This is a genomic window from Streptomyces sp. NBC_00019 (assembly GCF_045041015.1).
Lineage (GTDB): Bacteria > Actinomycetota > Actinomycetes > Streptomycetales > Streptomycetaceae > Streptomyces.
Genome location: NZ_CP108302.1, coordinates 6,372,808 through 6,392,228, shown reverse-complemented (window position 1 = coordinate 6,392,228; position 19,421 = coordinate 6,372,808). Strand labels below are relative to the sequence as shown.

Annotated in this window: 15 protein-coding genes; 6 read left to right on the top strand and 9 right to left on the bottom strand. The window is 70.7% G+C overall.

Going from position 1 to position 19,421, the window contains the following annotated elements; all coding sequences use genetic code 11:
• Window positions 1–80: 80 nt before the first annotated feature.
• The 3 genes from OHU89_RS30320 to OHU89_RS30310 form a co-directional block, all read right to left on the bottom strand.
• Window positions 81–1,685, bottom strand: coding sequence for a serine/threonine-protein kinase (locus OHU89_RS30320; RefSeq protein ID WP_405647501.1), 1,605 nt, complete (start codon window positions 1,683–1,685; stop codon window positions 81–83).
• Window positions 1,686–1,838: 153 nt separating this feature from the next.
• A complete protein-coding gene (locus OHU89_RS30315) occupies window positions 1,839–4,505 on the bottom strand; it encodes a protein kinase (protein WP_405647498.1) in 2,667 nt (888 codons plus the stop codon).
• Window positions 4,506–4,668: 163 nt separating this feature from the next.
• On the bottom strand, window positions 4,669–6,753 hold the full coding sequence (locus OHU89_RS30310; RefSeq protein ID WP_405647495.1) for a protein kinase domain-containing protein: 2,085 nt from the start codon (window positions 6,751–6,753) through the stop codon (window positions 4,669–4,671).
• 538 nt (window positions 6,754–7,291) lie between these two features.
• On the opposite strand from OHU89_RS30310, the gene OHU89_RS30305 reads away from it, so the two are divergent.
• Window positions 7,292–8,335: a serine hydrolase domain-containing protein gene (locus tag OHU89_RS30305; RefSeq protein WP_405654709.1), complete on the top strand. Its 1,044-nt coding sequence runs from the start codon at window positions 7,292–7,294 to the stop codon at window positions 8,333–8,335.
• 84 nt (window positions 8,336–8,419) lie between these two features.
• Here the strand turns inward: OHU89_RS30305 and OHU89_RS30300 are convergent, their stop codons facing one another.
• The gene (locus OHU89_RS30300) at window positions 8,420–10,126 is read right to left on the bottom strand and encodes a glycerol-3-phosphate dehydrogenase/oxidase (RefSeq protein ID WP_266888907.1); all 1,707 of its coding nucleotides are present in this window, start codon (window positions 10,124–10,126) and stop codon (window positions 8,420–8,422) included.
• 295 nt (window positions 10,127–10,421) lie between these two features.
• On the opposite strand from OHU89_RS30300, the gene OHU89_RS30295 reads away from it, so the two are divergent.
• From OHU89_RS30295 to OHU89_RS30285, 3 genes are all read left to right on the top strand, one after another.
• Window positions 10,422–11,633 (top strand): nucleotide sugar dehydrogenase, encoded by a 1,212-nt coding sequence (locus OHU89_RS30295; protein WP_405647491.1) that lies wholly within the window; start codon window positions 10,422–10,424, stop codon window positions 11,631–11,633.
• 135 nt (window positions 11,634–11,768) lie between these two features.
• Complete coding sequence (locus tag OHU89_RS30290) at window positions 11,769–12,260, top strand: hypothetical protein (RefSeq protein ID WP_405647488.1); 492 nt, start codon at window positions 11,769–11,771, stop codon at window positions 12,258–12,260.
• A 5-nt stretch (window positions 12,261–12,265) separates the two neighbouring features.
• On the top strand, window positions 12,266–12,526 hold the full coding sequence (locus OHU89_RS30285) for a hypothetical protein (protein WP_405647485.1): 261 nt from the start codon (window positions 12,266–12,268) through the stop codon (window positions 12,524–12,526).
• A 67-nt stretch (window positions 12,527–12,593) separates the two neighbouring features.
• Here OHU89_RS30285 and OHU89_RS30280 read toward each other — a convergent pair whose 3' ends face one another.
• From OHU89_RS30280 to OHU89_RS30265, 4 genes are all read right to left on the bottom strand, one after another.
• Complete coding sequence (locus OHU89_RS30280; protein WP_405647482.1) at window positions 12,594–13,718, bottom strand: GuaB3 family IMP dehydrogenase-related protein; 1,125 nt, start codon at window positions 13,716–13,718, stop codon at window positions 12,594–12,596.
• Between the two features lie 116 nt (window positions 13,719–13,834).
• Window positions 13,835–15,340 carry an IMP dehydrogenase gene (guaB, locus tag OHU89_RS30275; protein ID WP_405647480.1) on the bottom strand — a complete coding sequence of 502 codons (1,506 nt, stop codon included), beginning with the start codon at window positions 15,338–15,340 and terminating at the stop codon, window positions 13,835–13,837.
• A gap of 177 nt (window positions 15,341–15,517) precedes the next feature.
• A complete protein-coding gene (locus tag OHU89_RS30270) occupies window positions 15,518–16,093 on the bottom strand; it encodes a sigma-70 family RNA polymerase sigma factor (RefSeq protein WP_059192858.1) in 576 nt (191 codons plus the stop codon).
• A 304-nt stretch (window positions 16,094–16,397) separates the two neighbouring features.
• A complete protein-coding gene (locus OHU89_RS30265) occupies window positions 16,398–17,009 on the bottom strand; it encodes a response regulator transcription factor (protein WP_003948568.1) in 612 nt (203 codons plus the stop codon).
• Window positions 17,010–17,391: 382 nt separating this feature from the next.
• On the opposite strand from OHU89_RS30265, the gene OHU89_RS30260 reads away from it, so the two are divergent.
• The gene (locus OHU89_RS30260; RefSeq protein WP_405647476.1) at window positions 17,392–17,721 is read left to right on the top strand and encodes a WhiB family transcriptional regulator; all 330 of its coding nucleotides are present in this window, start codon (window positions 17,392–17,394) and stop codon (window positions 17,719–17,721) included.
• Between the two features lie 43 nt (window positions 17,722–17,764).
• On the opposite strand, the gene OHU89_RS30255 is transcribed toward OHU89_RS30260, so the two are convergent.
• Entirely contained in the window at window positions 17,765–18,664 is a 900-nt protein-coding gene (locus OHU89_RS30255; RefSeq protein WP_405647473.1) for a LysR family transcriptional regulator, read from the bottom strand.
• Window positions 18,665–18,744: 80 nt separating this feature from the next.
• On the opposite strand from OHU89_RS30255, the gene OHU89_RS30250 reads away from it, so the two are divergent.
• Window positions 18,745–19,413: an MOSC domain-containing protein gene (locus OHU89_RS30250; protein ID WP_405647470.1), complete on the top strand. Its 669-nt coding sequence runs from the start codon at window positions 18,745–18,747 to the stop codon at window positions 19,411–19,413.
• The last annotated feature ends 8 nt before the right edge of the window (window positions 19,414–19,421 follow it).

Genomic DNA, 19,421 nt, shown 5'->3' with positions numbered 1-19,421 from the left:
AAAGCGCGGCCAGTGGCGGAGCCCCCTCCACTGCATCGGCGCTCAGGTGGCGGTCGCCTGCAGAAGATGCCGGGGCTTTCTCACCCTTCCTGAAAGCCCCGCAGGATCGAGTCGAACTGCTTCCTCGTAGTGGCCCAGTCGTCGGCCGGCGAGGCCGCGTAAATGGCGTACTCGGTGCCTTCACCGTTCATGTACCCGACGTCGATCGCACGGTAGGGCCCGGGGAAGTAGTGCGGCGAGTCCTTGGCCAGCGCGTTCCAGGTGTACTCCCAGCGGGCACCCGGCAGGTCGCGGAAGAGCTCCTGCTTGAGGCTCAGCCGCTCGTATTTCTGAAGCCCTGAGATCCGCTCCTCGAGGTTCCTCATGTGCTCGTACGAGCTGCTGAAGTCCGGCGCGGTGTCGACGGCGACCCGCACTAGGTGCTTGCCGTTGTCGGGCGAGTAGTCGACCTGCTGGAGGCCGTCCTGGTCGATGGAGACGGTCCGCTGCCACCCCTTGGGCAGGGAGATGCTGAAGCCCACCGGGTCGTTGCGCCGCTCCCAACCGGCGGGAATCGCCCCCTGACCACCCTCGCCGCTCGGCGTGGCACTCGGAGTCGGCGATGCAGAAGCGGAGTACCCGGTGCTGTCCGTGCCGAACTGCTGCAACGCGACCGCCACACCCCCGCCGACGATCGCCGCGAGGGCGACGACCAGGGCGAACGTACGCAGGCGGTGCCGCTTGCGCGGGGCGGGAGGGGCCGGGGCACCGATCGTGGCCGGCGGATAGGGGGTGGCGGCGGCCGTCTGCGCATGGGTACCGGCCCCCGTCGTGTGCGACGGCTCGTACCGCACATGCCCCGTGGAGACATACGCCTGCGCCGCAGCCGACGACCGCCCCTCCGCCGCCTCGGCAAGCATCAGCTCGGCCTCCGCGGCGCTCGGCCGCTCGGCCGGATCCTTGCGCAGCAGCGCGGCGAGGACAGGACCCAGCGCCCCGGCGTTGACCGGCTCGGCGGGCTGCTCCTCGACGACCGCCTGCATCGTGCCGATCGGCGAGGTGCGGCGGAACGGCGACCGGCCCTCCACCGCCGTGTACAGCGTCGCGCCGAGCGCCCAGAGGTCGGAGGCCGGGCCCGGATCATGACCACGGACCCGCTCGGGGGCGAGGTAGTCGACGGAGCCGACGACCTCTCCGGTGCGGGTGATCGTCGTATCGCCCTCGATCTGCGCGATACCGAAGTCGGTCAGCAGGACGCGGCCGTCCTGGGAGAGGAGGACGTTGCCGGGCTTCACATCGCGGTGCAGCACCCCGGCGGAGTGCGCGGCGCGCAGCGCACGCAGCACCCACAGCCCGATCCTGGCCGCCTCGGCGGGCTCGACACGCCCCTGCGCCTTGACCGCGTCGGCCAGCGAACGCCCCTCGATCAGCTCCATCACGATCCACGGGCGGGCGTCATGATCGAGCACGTCGTGCACGGTGACGACGGCGGAGTGGTTGATCCGGGCGGCCGCGCGGGCCTCGGCGCGGGTGCGGTGGAGCAGCCGCTCCTGGTCGCTCTCGGACACGTACAGGGCAGCGGTCAGCTCTTTGATGGCGACGGCCCGGTGCAGCACTTCGTCATGCGCACGCCACACACGGCCCATACCGCCGCTGCCGATGGTGTCGGCAAGCCGGTAACGACCCGCGAGAAGCAGGCCTTGCATCTGATTCACGTTGCCCCGCAATGTTCTTGACAGGGTCAGATTAGGGACCGGGCCGGGTGCGGGGAACCACGGGGGTGCCAAGGTTTCGCGGTTGTGACAGTTGTCGCTTTCGACTGCCGGAAGCAACCGTCACCCGACGTGACCGGGCACCGCTCAGCCGGTGACCTCGTACGTCGCCGACGCCTGCTCGAACAGCCGCGTCACCTCGTCCCGCTCGGCCTCCGGCCCGCGCACCTGCACCACGTGGTACTTCCCGTCGACGAGCATCGCGAGATTGCGCACGAACAGCTCGCGCCCCGCGTCGTCGGTCCAGGTGAACTGCCCCTCGGCCATGGTCCGCCCACCCACCTGGATCGTCTTCAGCCCGCTGGCGCTGGCCCAGCTGGAGTCGCGGTACGGCTGCAGCTCGCGCTCGTCCTCCCGCTGGTACGCCATGGGGTCCTCGCCGTACTCGTCGGCGCTGTCCCTTCCGGGTACGACGATCAGGTCGAAGTCGCCGTGCGCGTACACGACCTGACCGCGGCCGTTCTTGGGCGTGTGGTCCCAGCCGCTCGCGACGGCGACACGGAACCCGGCGGAGTCCGTACGCAGAGTGAAGCCGTCGGCGACATCCGGGCTGGTGGTCTGGGGCTCCGCGGACTCGGAAGGGCTGGCCTTCGGGGAGTTCTGGTCGGGCCGCGGCTCACTGCTGGCAGGCGCCTCGCTGACCTCGCCGGCCGAACCGGTCCGGTCGGTGTCGCCCGCGCCGCCCGTCGAGTCGGCGGCCTTGGGCATGAACAGCATGGCGTACGCGATCACCGCGGCCATCAGCAGCAGGACCAGCAGAAGCAACGTACGCCCGAGCCGCCGCGGCGAACGCGCCGGCTCCTGCTTGCCCTGCTTGGCCCGCTTGTGCCGTCCGTGCGCACTGGTCGCGGGCAGCCCGGCGCGCCGTCGGCGCACCAGCTCGCCCCGCCGTCGTACGACGGGCAGCCGCGTGGAGTCGAGGGGCGGCGCGGCGACGACGTACGCGCCGGCGTCGGGCTCGGGCGCGGACCGCACCAGCGACCGCAGCCAGCCCCGAACCTCCTCGAAGTCCAGCCGCTCGGTGGGGTCCTGGCGCAGCAGCGACTCCACGACCGGCCGCAGCGGCCCGCACTCCTCGGCGAAGGCGGGCGGCTCGGCGCACACCATCTGCACCAGCTCGGCCGTCGACTCCTCCGGGTAGGGCGCGTGCCCCTGTACGGCCCTGAAGAGCAGCGCCCCGAGCGCCCACAGGTCGGTGGCAGGCCCGATCGGCGCGGCCAACTGCCAGTTCTCGTGCACCGGCCCGGCCTGCTCCGGCGCCCACCGCTCGGTCACCGGTCCGACCACGGCCATCCTGGCCTGCCGCGCCCGCTCGGCGGCGAGCGCGGTGGCGGGGCCGCGGGGGACGGGGGCCGCGGCGGCGAGCTCGTCCCAACGGCTGGGGGCGGGCGCGGGGTTGGGCCCTCCGGGCGGAAGAGCGGCGCTACGTTCATGTCCTGCCGCCGGCAGTGCCGTACCCGCGGCTCCACCACGCGGCACGGCCCCCTGCCAGTCGGCCCGCACACCGTACGGATCGGCTATCTGCCCCTGGGGCGTGCCGCCGGAACGGGGCTGATCGCCACGGCCGGGCTGCACCGCATCACCGAGGGGAGCGGCACCCGGCGGAAGGGAAACGCCGTGGCCGGGGCCGTACCCCGACTGGCCCTCGCCGCCCGGCGGAAGCTCGACGCCGTTGCCCATGGCGTACGGCGCCTGAAGCCCACCGCTGCCCGAGTGGTACGGCGATGTCGGTCCCTTGGCCATCGTCGCGGGGTCGCCCTCGGGCGTCGGCCGGGCTCCGGGCAGGGCCGCGCGGCCGTTCTGCTGTGCTTCCTGGACCCGGGCGGCGGCCCGGGCGCCCGCGCGATACGCGGCGATCGCCCCGGCGCGCGCGGCCCGGACGTCCCCGCCGGTCTCCACGGCCCTGCGCTCGATCGCGGCCGACGACGCACCCGTACCGTTCGCCGCATCCCCGCCGAGCCCCGGCAGCCCACCGGCCTCCCGCGCCTCGATGGCGGCCCGCCGCGCGGCCTCGGGGTCGACGGCACTCGCCTGGGCGGCGGCACCGCCGAGACCGCTCGCTCCACCGCTCACCGGACCGCCGGCGCCATCCGGCCCGCGCCGGTCACCGAACTCCCGGTCGCCCTCCTCGGCCGGCACCGGGTCGTACCCGCACAGTGCCTCCTCCGCCGCCCCGACCGCGAGGCCGGTCAGCATCACACGGCCGTCGTCGCAGACGAGGACCGTGCGGGCGGTGATGTTCCGGTGCACCCAGCCGTGCGCATGCAGCACCCGCAGGGCCATGAGGACGTCGGAGGCGACCTCGGCCGCCCGGTACGGCGTCAGCGGCTTCTCCGCCAGCAGCGCCGCCAGTGGCCGCGCGGCCACCAACTCGCTCACTATCCACAGCGACCCGCCCTCGGCGAACACGTCGAAGACCTGGTCGAGCCGGGGATGGTCGGGTATCGATGCGGCGGCCTGCGCGGCCTCGACGGCCCGCCGGACGGCCGGATCGGTGGGCCGCCGTGTGCTCGTACGCGCCGCGGACCGCCGAACTCCCCGGTCCCTCGGGTCCCTTGCGGTGAAACCGTCGGGCAGCCCCTCCGCGTCGAGCACCTCCGCCTCGACGACCTCGGGCAACGGCACCTGCCGGACGAGGACTTCCTGACCGCTGTAGGTGTCGAAGGCCCGGGTCTCGGTCAGTTCGTACTCGTCGGAGGGCGGCAGTGGCAGGCGGTAGCGGTCGGCGAGTACCCGTCCCGCATAGTCGTCCACGTTGCCTCCCCCGGCACTCCGGATCGGTCAATTCCGTTCGCCCTGCGTGCCGTTCCGCCCATAGTTGGATGCGTACGGTCCGCAAGCCTTCACGATACGTGCCGGAGGCAACCCGCAAAGAGGGGATGCCAGATCTCACGCCTCAAACGCGGGTCGGGTCACTTCACGATTTCGGTTCGAATGTCTGCGCGAGGGTCTGCCAGGTGTCCTTGCGCAGCTCACTGCCCCAATTGGCCGCTTTCGCGGTGTACATCAGGGCATATCCGAGATGGTCGTCGACGACGAACCCCCGGTCGATCGTCCGGTACTTCGTCCCTCCCTCGACATAGGTGAACTCCCAGTCGGCCGCCGGCCAGCCCCGGTAGTTCACCTTCGCTATTCGGACCCGGTCGTACTGGGAACGCGTCATGTACTGCTCCTGGCTCTTCCAGTCCGCCACCGGGTCACCCTTCGGCGTGGACGTCCAGGCCACCAACAGCTTCTGCCCGTCAGGGCCGGTGAAACGATCCCCCGCCGAACTCGACGTCTGGAACTTCCACCCCTTGGGCAGCCCGATCGAGTACCCCTGACCACCCTTGTACGTCGTCTCCGCCGTGCTGTCGCCCTTCGCGGAACCGCCGCCCTCGCTACCGCCGGTCGCGGTCGGGCTGTTGCTCGGCGTCGTCTCGGCCGCCGCGCCGGACCCCGCGGACTCGGTCGCCTTGCCGTCCGTCTGGGCGCCGCCGCTCTCGTCCTCCTTGGTGGAGGCACTCGCGCTCGCACTGGCGGAAGCCTTGGCACCGCCGCCCGACGAACTCGTGGAGGAGTCGCCGTCACCGCTCAACGCTATGGCCAGCACGACCGCGACCACAGCGAGCACCACGACCACCGCGATGATCACCAGGGTCCGCTTCGGCACCACATCGGTGAGCGGCGCCCTCGGCACGGGCCGCGGCGGCAGATCCGCCGGCGGCGTCATCACGGGCCACCCCGAACTCCGCCCCCCACCAGCCGCGTTGCCCCCGGATCCCGATCCCGCACCAGCACCGGACCCAACGGCACCGGCACCGGTGACACCCACACTGCCGGACCCCGAGACAGCCGTCCCGGACGAAGAAGCCGGCTGCGCCTGCGCACCCGTCCCCGCAGCGCCCGGCCCCGAAGCCGCCGCACCACCAGGCGAACCCGAGGCGCCGGACGAACCCGAGGTACCGGACGAGCCCGAAGTGTCCGTCCCGCTCCCGGACTTGGCCCGAGCCGCAGCCGCCGTACCGGCCGCCCCCGCGGCCACGGCCGCCTTCCGCACGGAACGGAACGCCCCGCGCAACCGCTCCCCGCCCTCACCCCGGTCGGGCTGCGGAGGCAACGGCACGACCTTCGTCGCGTCCGGCGCCGGATCCGGCTCTTCCTTGGGCTCGGGCGCGTGGATCACCGCGTTGAGCATCACGCGCGCACCGGCGTCGTCGAGCCGCTTCTCGGGATCCTTGGTGAGGAGACCGTAGATGACGTCCTTCAGCGGACCCGCGTTCTTCGGCTCCTCCAGCGGCTCGGTCATCACCGCGGTCAGAGTGGCGATCGCCGAGCCCTTGTCGTACGGCGGCACCCCCTCGACCGACGCGTACAGCAGCCCGCCCAGCGACCACAGGTCAGCGGCCGGACCCGGCTTGTGCCCGCGGGCGCGCTCCGGGGAGATGTAGGAGGGGGCGCCGACCAGCATGCCGGTCGAGGTGATGGACGGGTCGCCCTCCACCTGGGCGATGCCGAAGTCGGTGAGCACGACCCGGCCGTCCTCGGAGATCAGCACGTTGGACGGCTTCACGTCCCGGTGCAGGATGCCCTCACGGTGCGCCGAACGCAGCACGTCGAGCACCGCGAGCCCGACTTCCGCCGCACGCTTCGGCTCCAGCAGGCCGTCCTCCCGGATGGCCTCGGCGAGCGACTTGCCCTCGACGAGCTCCATCACGATCCACGGCCGGTCGTCCTCCTCGACCACGTCGAAGACGGTCACCGCGCTGTTGTTCCGGATCCGCGCGATCGCCTTGGCCTCACGCAACGTCCGCGTGATCAGCCGCCGCTTCTCCTCCTCGTCGATATTGGAGGGGAACCTCAGCTCCTTCACCGCGACGATCCGACCCAGGGTCTCGTCCTCGGCACGCCACACCGTGCCCATGCCGCCGCGGCCGAGCACTGCTCCCAACCGGTACCGCCCGGCGAGGAGACGTTCGCTCTTGCCCTGACGGGATGCCCCCGCCCGCTCCGCCTCCGACATGCGTCCCCTCATACAACCCGCCCTGACAGAGCCTCCATTGTCCCTCACCCGACAAGTGCCCGACGCCCAGGGTGCCCCTGCGGACCAGCCGCCCGCCATGAGGACCGAACACCCGCACCCCCATGAACACGGCGCGCCACGGACCCTCACACCAGGGTGACGACCACACGCCCCGCACCACGAAGCCCGCACCACGAAGCCCGCCCCACCCGAAGACCGCCGGAAGGCCGGATTCAGCCACCCTGCATGATGGGCCGCACACAAGGAACCGCCGCAGGACCGATCGCCGCACGAGAAACCACCGCACGAGAAACCACTGCACAAGGAACCACCACACGGCGGGCCGCCGAACGAGGCCCCCGCATGATGACCTCGGCACAAGGAACCACCGCATGAGGAGCCCTGCACAAGGAGACCTGCACAAGGAGCCCTGCACAAGGAGCCCACTGAGGGGACGCCCCACAAGAAGGGCCCCGCCACACAAGAAGCCCCGCCAGATGAGCCACCCATGACGATCCGCGACAAGGGAGGGACCACAATGCCGCCGTTCCGGACACTACTGGCCGTACCTGTGTCCCTCGCGCTCCTCGCCCTGGCCCCGGCCGCCTCCTCCGCACCCACCACACCCCCGACGGACGCGATCCTCCCGCTGCTGGTCAGCGCGGACGGAGCCCCCGCCGCCGCCCTGCTGGCCCGCGAGGAGACCGGCACCCGCTACGCCGAGGCAGGACAGGGCATCGCCCGCGCCGACCACTTCCGCGCCGGCAGCATCACGAAGACCTTCCTCGCGACGGTCGTCCTCCAACTGGCCGAAGAACACCGGCTGTCTCTGTCCGACACCGTGGAGCGGCATCTGCCCGGCCTGGTCCGCGGAGCCGGCAACGACGGCCGCACGGTCACCCTGCGCGCCCTGCTCACCCACACCAGCGGCCTGAACGACTTCACCACGGACACCCAGGGCCTGGTCCCCCTCTCCCCTCTTCAAGCCATACGGATCGCACTCACCCACCCTCCGGCCGACCCGGGCCGCTACTCCTATTCGAACACCAACTACGTCCTGCTCGGCATGGTCATCGCACAGGTCACCGGCCACTCCTACGCAACCGAGGCCGAGCGCCGCATCATCGCCCCGCTGGGTCTGGCGAACACCTCCTTCCCTGGATCCCGCACCTCGCTCCCCACCCCGCACGGCCGCGCCTACGACGCCGACGGATCGGATGTCACCGATCTGGATCCGCGGGTCGCCGGGGCCGCCGGTGAGTTGGTGACCACGCTCGCCGACCTGGACCGCTTCTACGCGGCGCTGCTCGGCGGTGAACTGCTGCCCCCGCGCCGGCTGCGCGAGATGCGCGACTCCCGCGCCGCACACGGCCTGTACGGCATGGGGCTGTTCCCGCTGAAGCTGCCGTGCGGCACGACGGTGTGGGGGCACAACGGCCGGATCTCCGGCAGTTATGTGCGCACCGCGGCCACCGTCGACGGCCGTCGCGTCCTCACCTTCCGCGTGAACACGACCGCGATCGCAGATCCCGACCTCGAACCGGCCCTGCTCGCCGCCGAGTTCTGCCCCCGCACCTCGTAGAACGAGCGGGTTCCGAACGAAGATCCCGGCTCGCGACACTCGTTCGAGTGACGTCGAACCGGGATCCGATGCCGTGCGGGAGCCCTACAGCGGCGCGATGTCCGGCGCCCCCAACCGAGCCGCGTCGGCCGTCAGGTCGTCGGGCTGCCGCTGCGACTCCCGCTCCGCCTCGACCCGCTTCTCGTAGTGCTGGATCTCCCGCTCGATGTGGTCCTTGTCCCAGCCCAGCACCGGCGCCATCAACTCGGCGGCCTCCCGCGCGCTCCGCGTCCCCCGGTCGAAGGTCTCGATGGAGATCCGCGTCCGCCGGGTCAGCACGTCGTCCAGATGCCGCGCCCCCTCGTGCGAGGCGGCGTACACGACCTCGGCGCGCAGATAGTCCTCGGCCGCCGGCAGCGGCTCCCCGAGTGAGGCGTCCGCCGCGATGAGATCCAGGACCTCCTCCGCCAGCGAACCGAATCGGTTCAGCAGATGCTCCACCCGCACCACGTGCAGCCCTGTCCGGGCGGCGATCCGCGCTCGCGCGTTCCACAGCGCCCGGTATCCCTCGGCGCCCAGCAGCGGCACGTCCTCGGTGACGCACTCGGCGACCCGCAGATCGAGCGCGTGCACGGCTTCGTCCACGGCGTCCTTGGCCATGACCCGGTACGTCGTGTACTTGCCGCCCGCCACGACCACGAGCCCCGGCACGGGATGCGCCACGGTGTGCTCGCGGGACAGCTTGCTGGTGGCGTCCGACTCCCCGGCCAGCAAGGGCCGCAGACCGGCGTACACGCCCTCGACGTCGTCGCGCGTGAGCGGCACGGCGAGCACCGAGTTCACATGTTCCAGCAGGTAGTCGATGTCCGCGCTGGACGCGGCGGGATGCGCCTTGTCGAGGTCCCAGTCGGTGTCGGTCGTGCCGATGATCCAGTGCCGGCCCCACGGGATGACGAACAGCACGGACTTCTCGGTGCGCAGGATCAGCCCGGTCGTCGCGTGGATGCGGTCCTTGGGTACGACGAGGTGGATGCCCTTGGAGGCCCGTACGTGGAACTGGCCCCGCTCGCCCACCATGGCCTGTGTGTCGTCGGTCCACACGCCCGTGGCGTTGACGATCTGCTTGGCGCGGACCTCGTACTCCCCGCCCGCCTCGACGTCCTGCACCCGGGCGCCGACGACGCGTTCGCCCTCGCGGAGGAAGCCGGTCACCCGGGCGCGGTTGGCGACCTGCGCGCCGTACGCCGCCGCTGTGCGCACCAGGGTGGCCACGAAGCGGGCGTCGTCCATCTGGGCGTCGTAGTACTGGAGGGCGCCGACCAGGGCGTCCTTCTTCAAGGCGGGTGCGATGCGCAGTGCGTGACGGCGGCTCAGGTGCCGGTGCATCGGCAGGCCTCGCCCATGCCCGCGGGCCATCGACATGGTGTCGTAGAGCGCGACGCCGGAGCCTGCGTACAGCCGCTCCCAGCCCTTGTGCTGGAGCGGGTACAGGAACGGCACCGGCTTCACGAGATGCGGCGCGAGCCGTTCCAACAACAATCCGCGCTCCTTCAACGCCTCCCGGACGAGGGCGAAGTCGAGCATCTCCAGGTAGCGCAGGCCTCCGTGGATGAGCTTGCTCGACCGGCTCGAGGTGCCCGACGCCCAGTCACGTGCCTCGACCAGGCCGACGGACAGCCCGCGCGTCACCGCGTCGAGAGCGGTCCCGGCACCGACCACGCCGGCGCCCACCACCAGTAGGTCCAGCTCGCGCTCGGCCATGGATGCCAGTGCCTCGGCTCGCTGTGCCGGCCCCAGTGTCGCTGTCCTCACCGCTGCCTCCCGCTGTCGGTCACGCCGGTCTCACCCGTGAGGAGTGACCCGGTCCGTATCCCTCATGCCCAAATTCTGACCGCCTTGCCCGACTTCAGCCACCAGTCGCCCCCAGCCTGTGGACAACTTCCACAAGTCGTAGGCCAAAGCTTGAGGAACCCCGCGGGAAGACACAAGGAATCAATCTCGTATTTCGGTCAGATTTACTCTTAGTCTGACATTGCGCTCGCTCGTCCAGTCCACACGGCTTGCGCACCTGTCCCGCTTCGGCTACTGGGAAGGACGGTCCAACGCCATGCCCGCAGATCTCGCCGTCATCGGACTCGGCCCCTACGGACTGCCCCTGGCCCAGGCCGCCGTCGCCGCCGGCATCCCCACGCTCGGTTACCGCACCGGCCCCGAGGCCGGCTCCCTCAGCCCCGCCGAACTGCGCCGGATGCTCTCGGGGGGCTTCCGGCCGACCACCTCCCCCGCCGAACTCGGCCGGGTGCGCACCGCGGTCATCTGCGCGCCCACCCCGCGCGGGGCGGACGGCGGGCTCGACCTCACCCAGGTGGAGTCCGCGGCCCGCACCCTGGCCGCCCACCTGCGCCCGCACACCACGGTCATCCTGGAGTCCCCGGTCCCCCCGGGCACCACCGAGGACCTCCTGCGCCCCCTCCTCGAAGCGGGCTCCGGCCTCCGCGCGGGCCGCGACTTCCACCTCGCCTACTCCCCGAGCCGCGTCGACCCCGGCAACCGCGACTTCACCCCCGCCAACACCCCCAAGGTGATCGGCGGCCTGACCCCCGCCTGCACCGAGTCGGCGGCCGCCTTCTACTCACGCCTCACCGACAAGGTGGTACGCGCGCGTGGCCCGCGGGAGGCGGAGACGGTCCAGCTCCTGGAGACCAACTACCGCCACGTCAACATCGCCCTCGTCAACGAGATGGCCGTCCTCTGCCACGACCTGGGCGTCGACCTGTGGGACGTCGTCCGGTGCGCGGAGACCAAGCCCTTCGGCTTCCAGTCCTTCCGCCCCGGTCCCGGCGTCGGCGGCCACACGGTCCCCCAGGACCTGACCGGCGCCCCCACCGGCCGCACCCTGCGCATGGTCGAACTGGCCCAACAGGTCAACAGCCAGATGCCGCGCTATGTCGTCCAGCGCGCCGCCGCCCTCCTCAACGAGCACGGCAAGTCGGCGCGCGGCGCCCGCGTCCTGCTCCTCGGCGTGACGTACAAGCCGGACCTCGCCGACCAACAGGCCACGCCCGCACGGGAGATCGCGATCCGCCTGATGGAGCTGGGCGCCTCCGTGAGCTACCACGACCCCCACGTCCCCTCCTGGAACGTCCTCGACCGCCCGGTCCCCCGCGCGGACTCCCTCTACGAGGCCGCCGCCGACGCGGACCTGACAATCCTGCTGCAGCAGCACCGGACGTACGACCTCCAGGGCCTGTCGGTGAAGGCACAGCTGCTGCTGGACACACGGGGGGCCACGCCGACAGGGGCGGCACATCGGATCTGAGGGCGAAATTGCCTGGTGGCGAGGGTCGGTGTGCCTGCTACTCTTCGGCGACTCGCCTGACAGTCGAGCCTCGTCGCACACTCGTGCGCACACCCCACGCCGCTCGTTCGACAGTCCCATGGGGGGATCTCTGTCATGACCCAGCCAACCCCGCCGCCGCAGCCCACCGACGGCAACCCGTTCGCCCAGCAGCCGGCCCCGGTGCCACCCGCCGCCCCGGCCCGCGACAACATCGCTCTCGGTGTGGTCACCGCCGTCGTCGTGGCCTTGGTCACCGCGGGCGTCTACGGCTTCATCCTCAAGGCCACCGAGCGCGAGATCGGCTACGCCGCGATCGGCGTCGGCCTCGCCATCGGCTTCGCCGCGGGCAAGGTCGGCGGCGCGAACCCGGTACTGCCGATCGTGAGCGGCGCGCTGTCGCTCGTCGCGGTCTGTCTTGGTCAGCTGTTCGGGGTCGCGTTGATCATGGACGCCACAGAGGCCAGTGTCACCCTCACCGGCGTGCTCACCGAGTACTCCGACCTGGTCGTCACGATCTGGAAGGAGTCGTTCGACGCGATGAGCTTCCTGTTCCTCGCCATCGGCGCCTTCGCCGCGTTCTCGGGCGCCAAGAAGGCCGTGGCCTGAGCGTGGTGCCCGTACCCGTGGTTCTCCTGCTGGTCGGTCTCGCGGCCACCGGATGGGGCGGCCGCTTGGCGTTCAACGTGCGCGGGGCGGCCGATGTCTGGGCGGAGGGCGCCAGGATCAGCACCGAGCTGAGAGCCGCCGCCACGGGCGACTTCAGCCCGCTCGACACGGTGTGGACGGCCCGCCGATTCCGCATACAAGGCGCCCGTATCTTCGCCGGCGGCCTCGTCCTGCTGATGGCCGCCTTCCTGGAAGCCTGGCTCTGAAGCCGCGACGGCACATCGAAGGGCCCGCCCACCTCCCCGGTGGACGGGCCCTTCGATGTCGTACGACCTACCGCTTGTGCTGCGAGTCCGCGACCGTCACCTCGACGCGCTGGAACTCCTTCAGCTCGCTGTAGCCGGTGGTGGCCATGGCCCGCTTCAGGGCGCCGAAGAGGTTCATCGAGCCGTCGGGGGTGTGGGACGGGCCGGTCAGGACCTCCTCGACCGTGCCGACCGTGCCGAGGTCGACCTTCTTGCCGCGGGGAAGCTCCTCGTTGACGGCCTCCATGCCCCAGTGGTGGCCCCTGCCGGGCGCGTCCGTGGCGCGGGCGAGCGGGGAGCCCATCATGACGGCGTCCGCGCCACAGGCGATGGCCTTGGGAATGTCGCCGGACCAGCCCACGCCGCCGTCGGCGATGACGTGCACGTACCGGCCGCCGGACTCGTCCATGTAGTCACGGCGAGCCGCGGCCACGTCCGCGACCGCGGTCGCCATCGGGACCTGGATGCCCAGCACATTGCGCGTGGTGTGCGCCGCGCCGCCGCCGAAGCCGACCAGGACGCCCGCGGCGCCGGTGCGCATCAGGTGCAGGGCGGCGGTGTAGGTGGCGCAGCCGCCCACGATCACCGGGACGTCGAGCTCGTAGATGAACTGCTTCAGGTTCAGCGGCTCGTGCGAACCCGACACATGCTCGGCCGACACCGTCGTACCGCGAATGACGAAGATGTCCACGCCCGCGTCGACGACGGCCTTGGAGAACTGCGCCGTGCGCTGCGGGGAGAGCGCGGCCGCGGTGACCACGCCCGAGTCGCGCACCTCCTTGATGCGCGCGCCGATCAGCTCCTCCTTGATGGGGGCGGAGTAGATCTCCTGGAGGCGCCGGGTCGCCGTCTCCGAGTCCACGCCGACGATCTCGTCGAGCAGCGGCTGCGGGTCCTCGTACCGCGTCCACAGGCCCTCGAGGTTCAGCACGCCGAGGCCGCCGAGCTCGCCGATGCGGATCGCGGTGGCCGGGGAGACGACCGAGTCCATGGGGGCGGCCAGGAACGGCAGCTCGAAGCGGTAGGCGTCGATCTGCCAGGCGATCGAGACCTCCTTCGGGTCGCGCGTACGACGGCTCGGGACGACGGCGATGTCGTCGAAGGCGTACGCCCGGCGGCCGCGCTTGCCGCGCCCGATCTCGATCTCAGTCACGTGTGTGGCCTTTCCCTGATGCGTTGCAGCGCCTTCCAGTATCCCCGACGACCACGCCGAGGGCGGCCCCGGAGGTCCCGGGGCCGCCCTCGGGAAGCCTGGCGACTGCTGGCCGACTACTTGCGGCTGTAGTTCGGTGCCTCGACCGTCATCTGGATGTCGTGCGGGTGCGACTCCTTCAGACCCGCCGACGTGATCCGTACGAAACGGCCGTTGGCCTGCAGATCCGGCACCGTGCGGCCACCGACGTAGAACATCGACTGGCGCAGTCCGCCGACCAGCTGGTGGACGACCGAGTGCAGCGGGCCGCGGTAGGGCACCTGGCCCTCGATGCCCTCGGGGACCAGCTGCTCGTCGGAGGCGACGCCCTCCTGGAAGTAGCGGTCCTTGGAGAACGACTTGCGCTCGCCGCGCGTCTGCATGGCGCCGAGCGAACCCATGCCGCGGTACGACTTGAACTGCTTGCCGTTGATGAACAGCAGCTCGCCCGGGGACTCCTCGCAGCCCGCGAGCAGCGAGCCCAGCATCACGGTGTCGGCGCCCGCGACCAGGGCCTTGGCGATGTCGCCGGAGTACTGGAGGCCACCGTCGCCGATGACCGGGATACCGGCCTCCTTGGCGGCCAGCGCGGCCTCGTAGATCGCGGTGACCTGCGGGACGCCGATGCCGGCGACGACACGGGTCGTACAGATGGAGCCGGGACCGACGCCGACCTTGATGCCGTCCACGCCGGCGTCGATGAGCGCCTGGGCGCCGTCACGGGTGGCGATGTTGCCGCCGATGACGTCGACGCCCGCGGAGTTCGACTTGATCTTGGCGACCATGTCGCCGACGAGCCGGGAGTGGCCGTGCGCGGTGTCGACGACGATGAAGTCGACGCCCCGCTCGATCAGGGCCTGGGCGCGCTCGAAGGAGTCACCGGCGACACCGACCGCGGCACCGACGAGCAGCCGGCCCTCGGCGTCCTTCGCGGCGTTCGGGTACTTCTCCGCCTTGACGAAGTCCTTGACGGTGATGAGGCCCTTGAGGACGCCCGCGTCGTCGACCAGCGGAAGCTTCTCGATCTTGTGCTTGCGCAGCAGCTCCATGGCCTCGACGCCGGAGATGCCGACCTTGCCGGTGACCAGCGGCATCGGCGTCATGACCTCGCGGACCCGACGGGAGCGGTCGCTCTCGAAGGCCATGTCGCGGTTGGTGACGATGCCGAGGAGCTTCTTGTTGGGGTCGGTGACCGGGACGCCGCTGATGCGGAACTTGGCGCACAGCGCGTCGGCCTCGGCGAGCGTGGCGTCCGGGTGCACGGTGATCGGGTCGGCCACCATGCCGGACTCGGAGCGCTTCACCAGGTCGACCTGGTTGGCCTGGTCCTCGATGGAGAGATTGCGGTGCAGAACACCGACGCCGCCCTGACGGGCCATCGCGATCGCCATGCGCGACTCGGTGACCTTGTCCATGGCGGCGGACAGCAGCGGGATGTTCACCCGCACGTTCCTGGAGACGTACGAGGCGGTGTCGATCTCGTCGGGCGCCATGTCCGACGAGCCCGGCAGCAGCAGCACGTCGTCGTAGGTCAGCCCGAGTGTCGCGAATTTGTCAGGCACTCCGTCGACGTTTGCAGTCATGACACCTTCCCCAATGGCCTTGATCGGTGCGGATGTCCATGCTAACGGGAAGGAAGGGTCCCGAATTCCACGGTTCCGTCCGGCTACCGGCTTCGTATGTTCGTACGGAACTGAGGTAGGGCCTGTTCACCGAAGGAACAAACACAAGGGGCAACCGCAGGGAACAACCTCGGGGGACTACTGCTCGGCAAGGGCTCGCAGCCGGCTCAACGCCCGGTGCTGAGCCACCCGCACCGCTCCGGGTGACATTCCCAACATCTGCCCCGTCTCCTCCGCCGTCAGCCCCACGGCGATCCGCAGCAGCAACAGCTCGCGCTGGTTCTCGGGGAGATTGGCCAGCAGCTTCTTGGCCCATTCGGCGTCACTGCTGAGCAGCGCCCGCTCCTCAGGGCCGAGGGAGTCGTCCGGCCGCTCGGGCATCTCGTCGGACGGCACCGCCGTCGAGCCGGGGCCACGCATCGCCGCGCGCTGCAGGTCGGCGACCTTGTGAGCGGCGATGGCGAAGACGAAGGCCTCGAAGGGCCGACCGGTGTCCCGGTAGCGCGGCAGGGCGAGGAGAACCGCGACACAGACCTCCTGCGCCAGGTCCTCCACGAAGTGACGTGCGTCGCCGGGCAGCCGTGACAGACGGGTGCGGCAGTAGCGCAGCGCCAGTGGGTGGACATGGGCGAGCAGGTCGTGTGTCGCCTGCTCATCCCCGTCGACGGCGCGGTGAACGAGCCCACCGATCACCGTCGTCTCGTCCTCGCGCATCGGTCCATGGTGCCTTGCGGCCGTTTCATCCGCGGCACCACGTCCGATGTTGTGCACCGAAGCGTTATGAGCAGGTGCGCCGGAACTCATACCCTGCGCCCTCCCCTTCCGCTCGACCGACTCGTCCCCGAGAGACTCCACACCTCAAGGATGCGGCATCGGCGCCGAAACAAGCAGCGGACACCGTCAGGGCCACTTGACCGACGCCGGCTTCCGCGCCCCGAAGGGGCGCGGGGCTGCATCAACATGCGGCTACCGCCGCGGGCGCGACCAGCCACGAACGGCCCGCAGCCAATACGACTACCTAGCGAACCAGACCCCACCGGAACCCGAGCGCGACCGCATGCGCCCGGTCAGAAGCACCAAGCTTCTTGAACAGCCGACGCGCGTGCGTCTTCACGGTGTCCTCGGACAGGAACAGTTCACGCCCGATCTCCGCGTTGGACCGACCGTGGCTCATCCCTTCGAGCACCTGGATCTCACGCGCGGTGAGCGTCGGCGCCGCCCCCATCTCGGCGGACCGCAGCCGACGGGGAGCGAGCCGCCACGTCGGGTCGGCGAGGGCCTGCGTCACCGTCGCCCGCAGCTCCGCGCGCGACGCGTCCTTGTGCAGATAGCCCCGCGCGCCCGCGGCGACCGCGAGCGCGACCCCGTCCAGGTCCTCCGCGACGGTGAGCATGATGATGCGGGCACCCGGGTCGGCGGACAGCAGCCGACGGACGGTCTCGACGCCGCCCAGACCGGGCATGCGTACGTCCATCAGAATCAGGTCCGAACGGTCGGCGCCCCAGCGGCGGAGGACTTCCTCGCCGTTGGCCGCGGTCGTCACGCGCTCTACGCCGGGCACGGTCGCGACCGCGCGGCGGAGCGCCTCTCGGGCAAGCGGGGAGTCGTCGCAGACGAGGACGGATGTCATGGCCGTCCTCCGCAGCTGATGCACGTCACCTTGAGCCTCCAGGCTGGTACGAAATCGTCACCTGTGCGGTCGACCGTCTCGGACGCTTGCCCGAGCGCTTTGTGTTTCAACCGCCTCCGCACTCTCAACGACGGTCACTCGAAAGAGTTACGGGGCCGTGTGCCATCTTCGGCACTCTACGTGAGGGTGCGGACACGGTGCAGACATGCACGACGGACCCACAACGTTTCATCACAACCAGTGCCCCATTTAGCTCCATTTCTTCCCATTTACTGGTGTCTGAGACTAGATTCGCAATGAGTCATATTTTCATCTCCTTAGATCGCAGATGTACGGTCGAAGACACCGTATCCGCCACAGAACGGCTGCAAGGGGTCACGCAATGGCAGATTTCTCCCGCCTTCCCGGACCGAACGCGGACCTGTGGGACTGGCAGCTCCTGGCTGCATGTCGCGGGGTGGACAGCTCGCTCTTCTTTCATCCGGAGGGCGAGCGAGGAGCGGCCCGGAGCGCTCGTGAGAACTCGGCCAAGGAGGTCTGCATGAGGTGCCCGGTCCGCGCCCAGTGCGCGGCGCACGCGTTGGCGGTGAGAGAGCCGTACGGCGTCTGGGGCGGGCTGACCGAGGACGAGCGCGAGGAGCTCATGGGGCGGGCGCGGAACCGGCTGGTGACGGCGTCGTCGGTCGGTGGGGACGCCGTCTCGAACAACTGAAGGAACGTTTCTTCCGGAAGGGCACGCGTACGCGTGCCCTTCCTTACTTCCGGCCCGCCGCGTGTGCGAGCTGGTCCAGGGTCGCCGCCACCGCGGGCACCTGGGCCAGATCGGGCAGGGTCAGCGCGACGATCTCCCGCCGCACGGCCGGTTCCAGCGTGACGGTGCGCGCGCCTCGCGGCCGTACGGACTCGATGGCCAGCTGCGGCAGCACGGCCACGCCGAGGCCGGCGCCCACCAGCCCCACCACCGCCGGATAGTCGTCGGTCGCGAAATCGATGCGGGGCGTGAACCCGGCGCCCTCGCACACCTCGACCAACTGCCCCCGGCAGCGCGGACATCCGGCGATCCAGGGCTCCCGTGCCAGCTCCCCGATGGCCACGGACCCGGCGGACGCGAGCCGATGCCGCTCCGGTACGAGGGCGACGAGACGGTCCCGCAGCAGTGGTCGTACGACGAGGTCGTCCCACTCGCCTTCCTGGGCGGCCCCCTCGTACCGGAAGGCGAGGGCGACATCGCAGTCGCCTTCTCTCAGCATCGCGACGGACTGCGGGGGTTCGGCCTCCTCCAGGGAGACACGCGTGCCCGGGTGCGCGGCACGCAGCGCCGCGAGCGCGGTCGGTACGAGGGTGGAGCTGCCGCTGGGAAAGGAGACGAGCCGCACGCGCCCGGCCCGCAGTCCGGCGATGGCGGCGACCTCCTCCTCCGCCGCCGTCAGTCCGGCGAGGATCCCGGCGGCGTGCCGCACGAGCGCGTCCCCCGCCTGGGTCAGCCGCATCTCGCGGCCGCTGCGGATGAGCAGCGGGGTGCCGACGGACGCCTCCAGGGCCTTCATCTGCTGGCTCACGGCGGGCTGGGTGCAGCCCAGTTCGCGCCCGGCGGCGGAGAAGGAGCCGGTGGCGGCGACGGCGCGCAGGACACGTAGATGACGGGCCTCGATCACCCTTCGAGGATAAGCCGGGCTTTGATACGACGGCGAATAGTGCGTGGCACCTTTGGGTGCTGGTGTCCTACCGTGCCGCTATGAAGCTTCTGTCGGTGAATCTGGGCCGCGAGAAGGCCGTTTCGTACACGGACAACCCGGAGGGCGTCACCGGTATCGACAAGCGGCCGGTCGAGGGGCCGGTGCGGGTGGCCGCGCCCGGCCCCAAGGGCATCGGCGGGAGTGGGCTCGCCGGGGACGCGGTGTGCAAGCGGCAGCACCACGGCGGCGACGACCAGGCGGTGTACGCGATGGCGCGCGAGGACCTGGACGACTGGGAGCGCGAGCTGGGCCGTTCCCTGGCCAACGGCGCCTTCGGCGAGAACCTCACGACACAGGGCATCGACGTCTCCGGCGCGCTGATCGGCGAACGCTGGCGCATCGGGCCCGAGGTGGTGCTGGAGGTCACCAGCGCGCGCATCCCGTGCGGCACCTTCCAGGGCCATATGGAGGAGAAGCGGTGGGTGAAGCGGTTCACGCGGAAGGGCGCACCCGGGGCCTACCTGCGGGTGATCCGGCCCGGTGAGATCCGTACAGGGGACCCGGTCGAGATCTTGCACCGGCCGGACCACGAGGTGACGGTCGCCCTGGCGTTCCGGGCGATGACCACCGAACGGCCCCTCCAGCCCCGGCTGTTGGCGGCGGGCGAGGCACTCCATCCGGAGGTGCGGAAGTGGGCGCTCGAGTATGTGGAGAAGTACGGCGCCTGACGACGCCC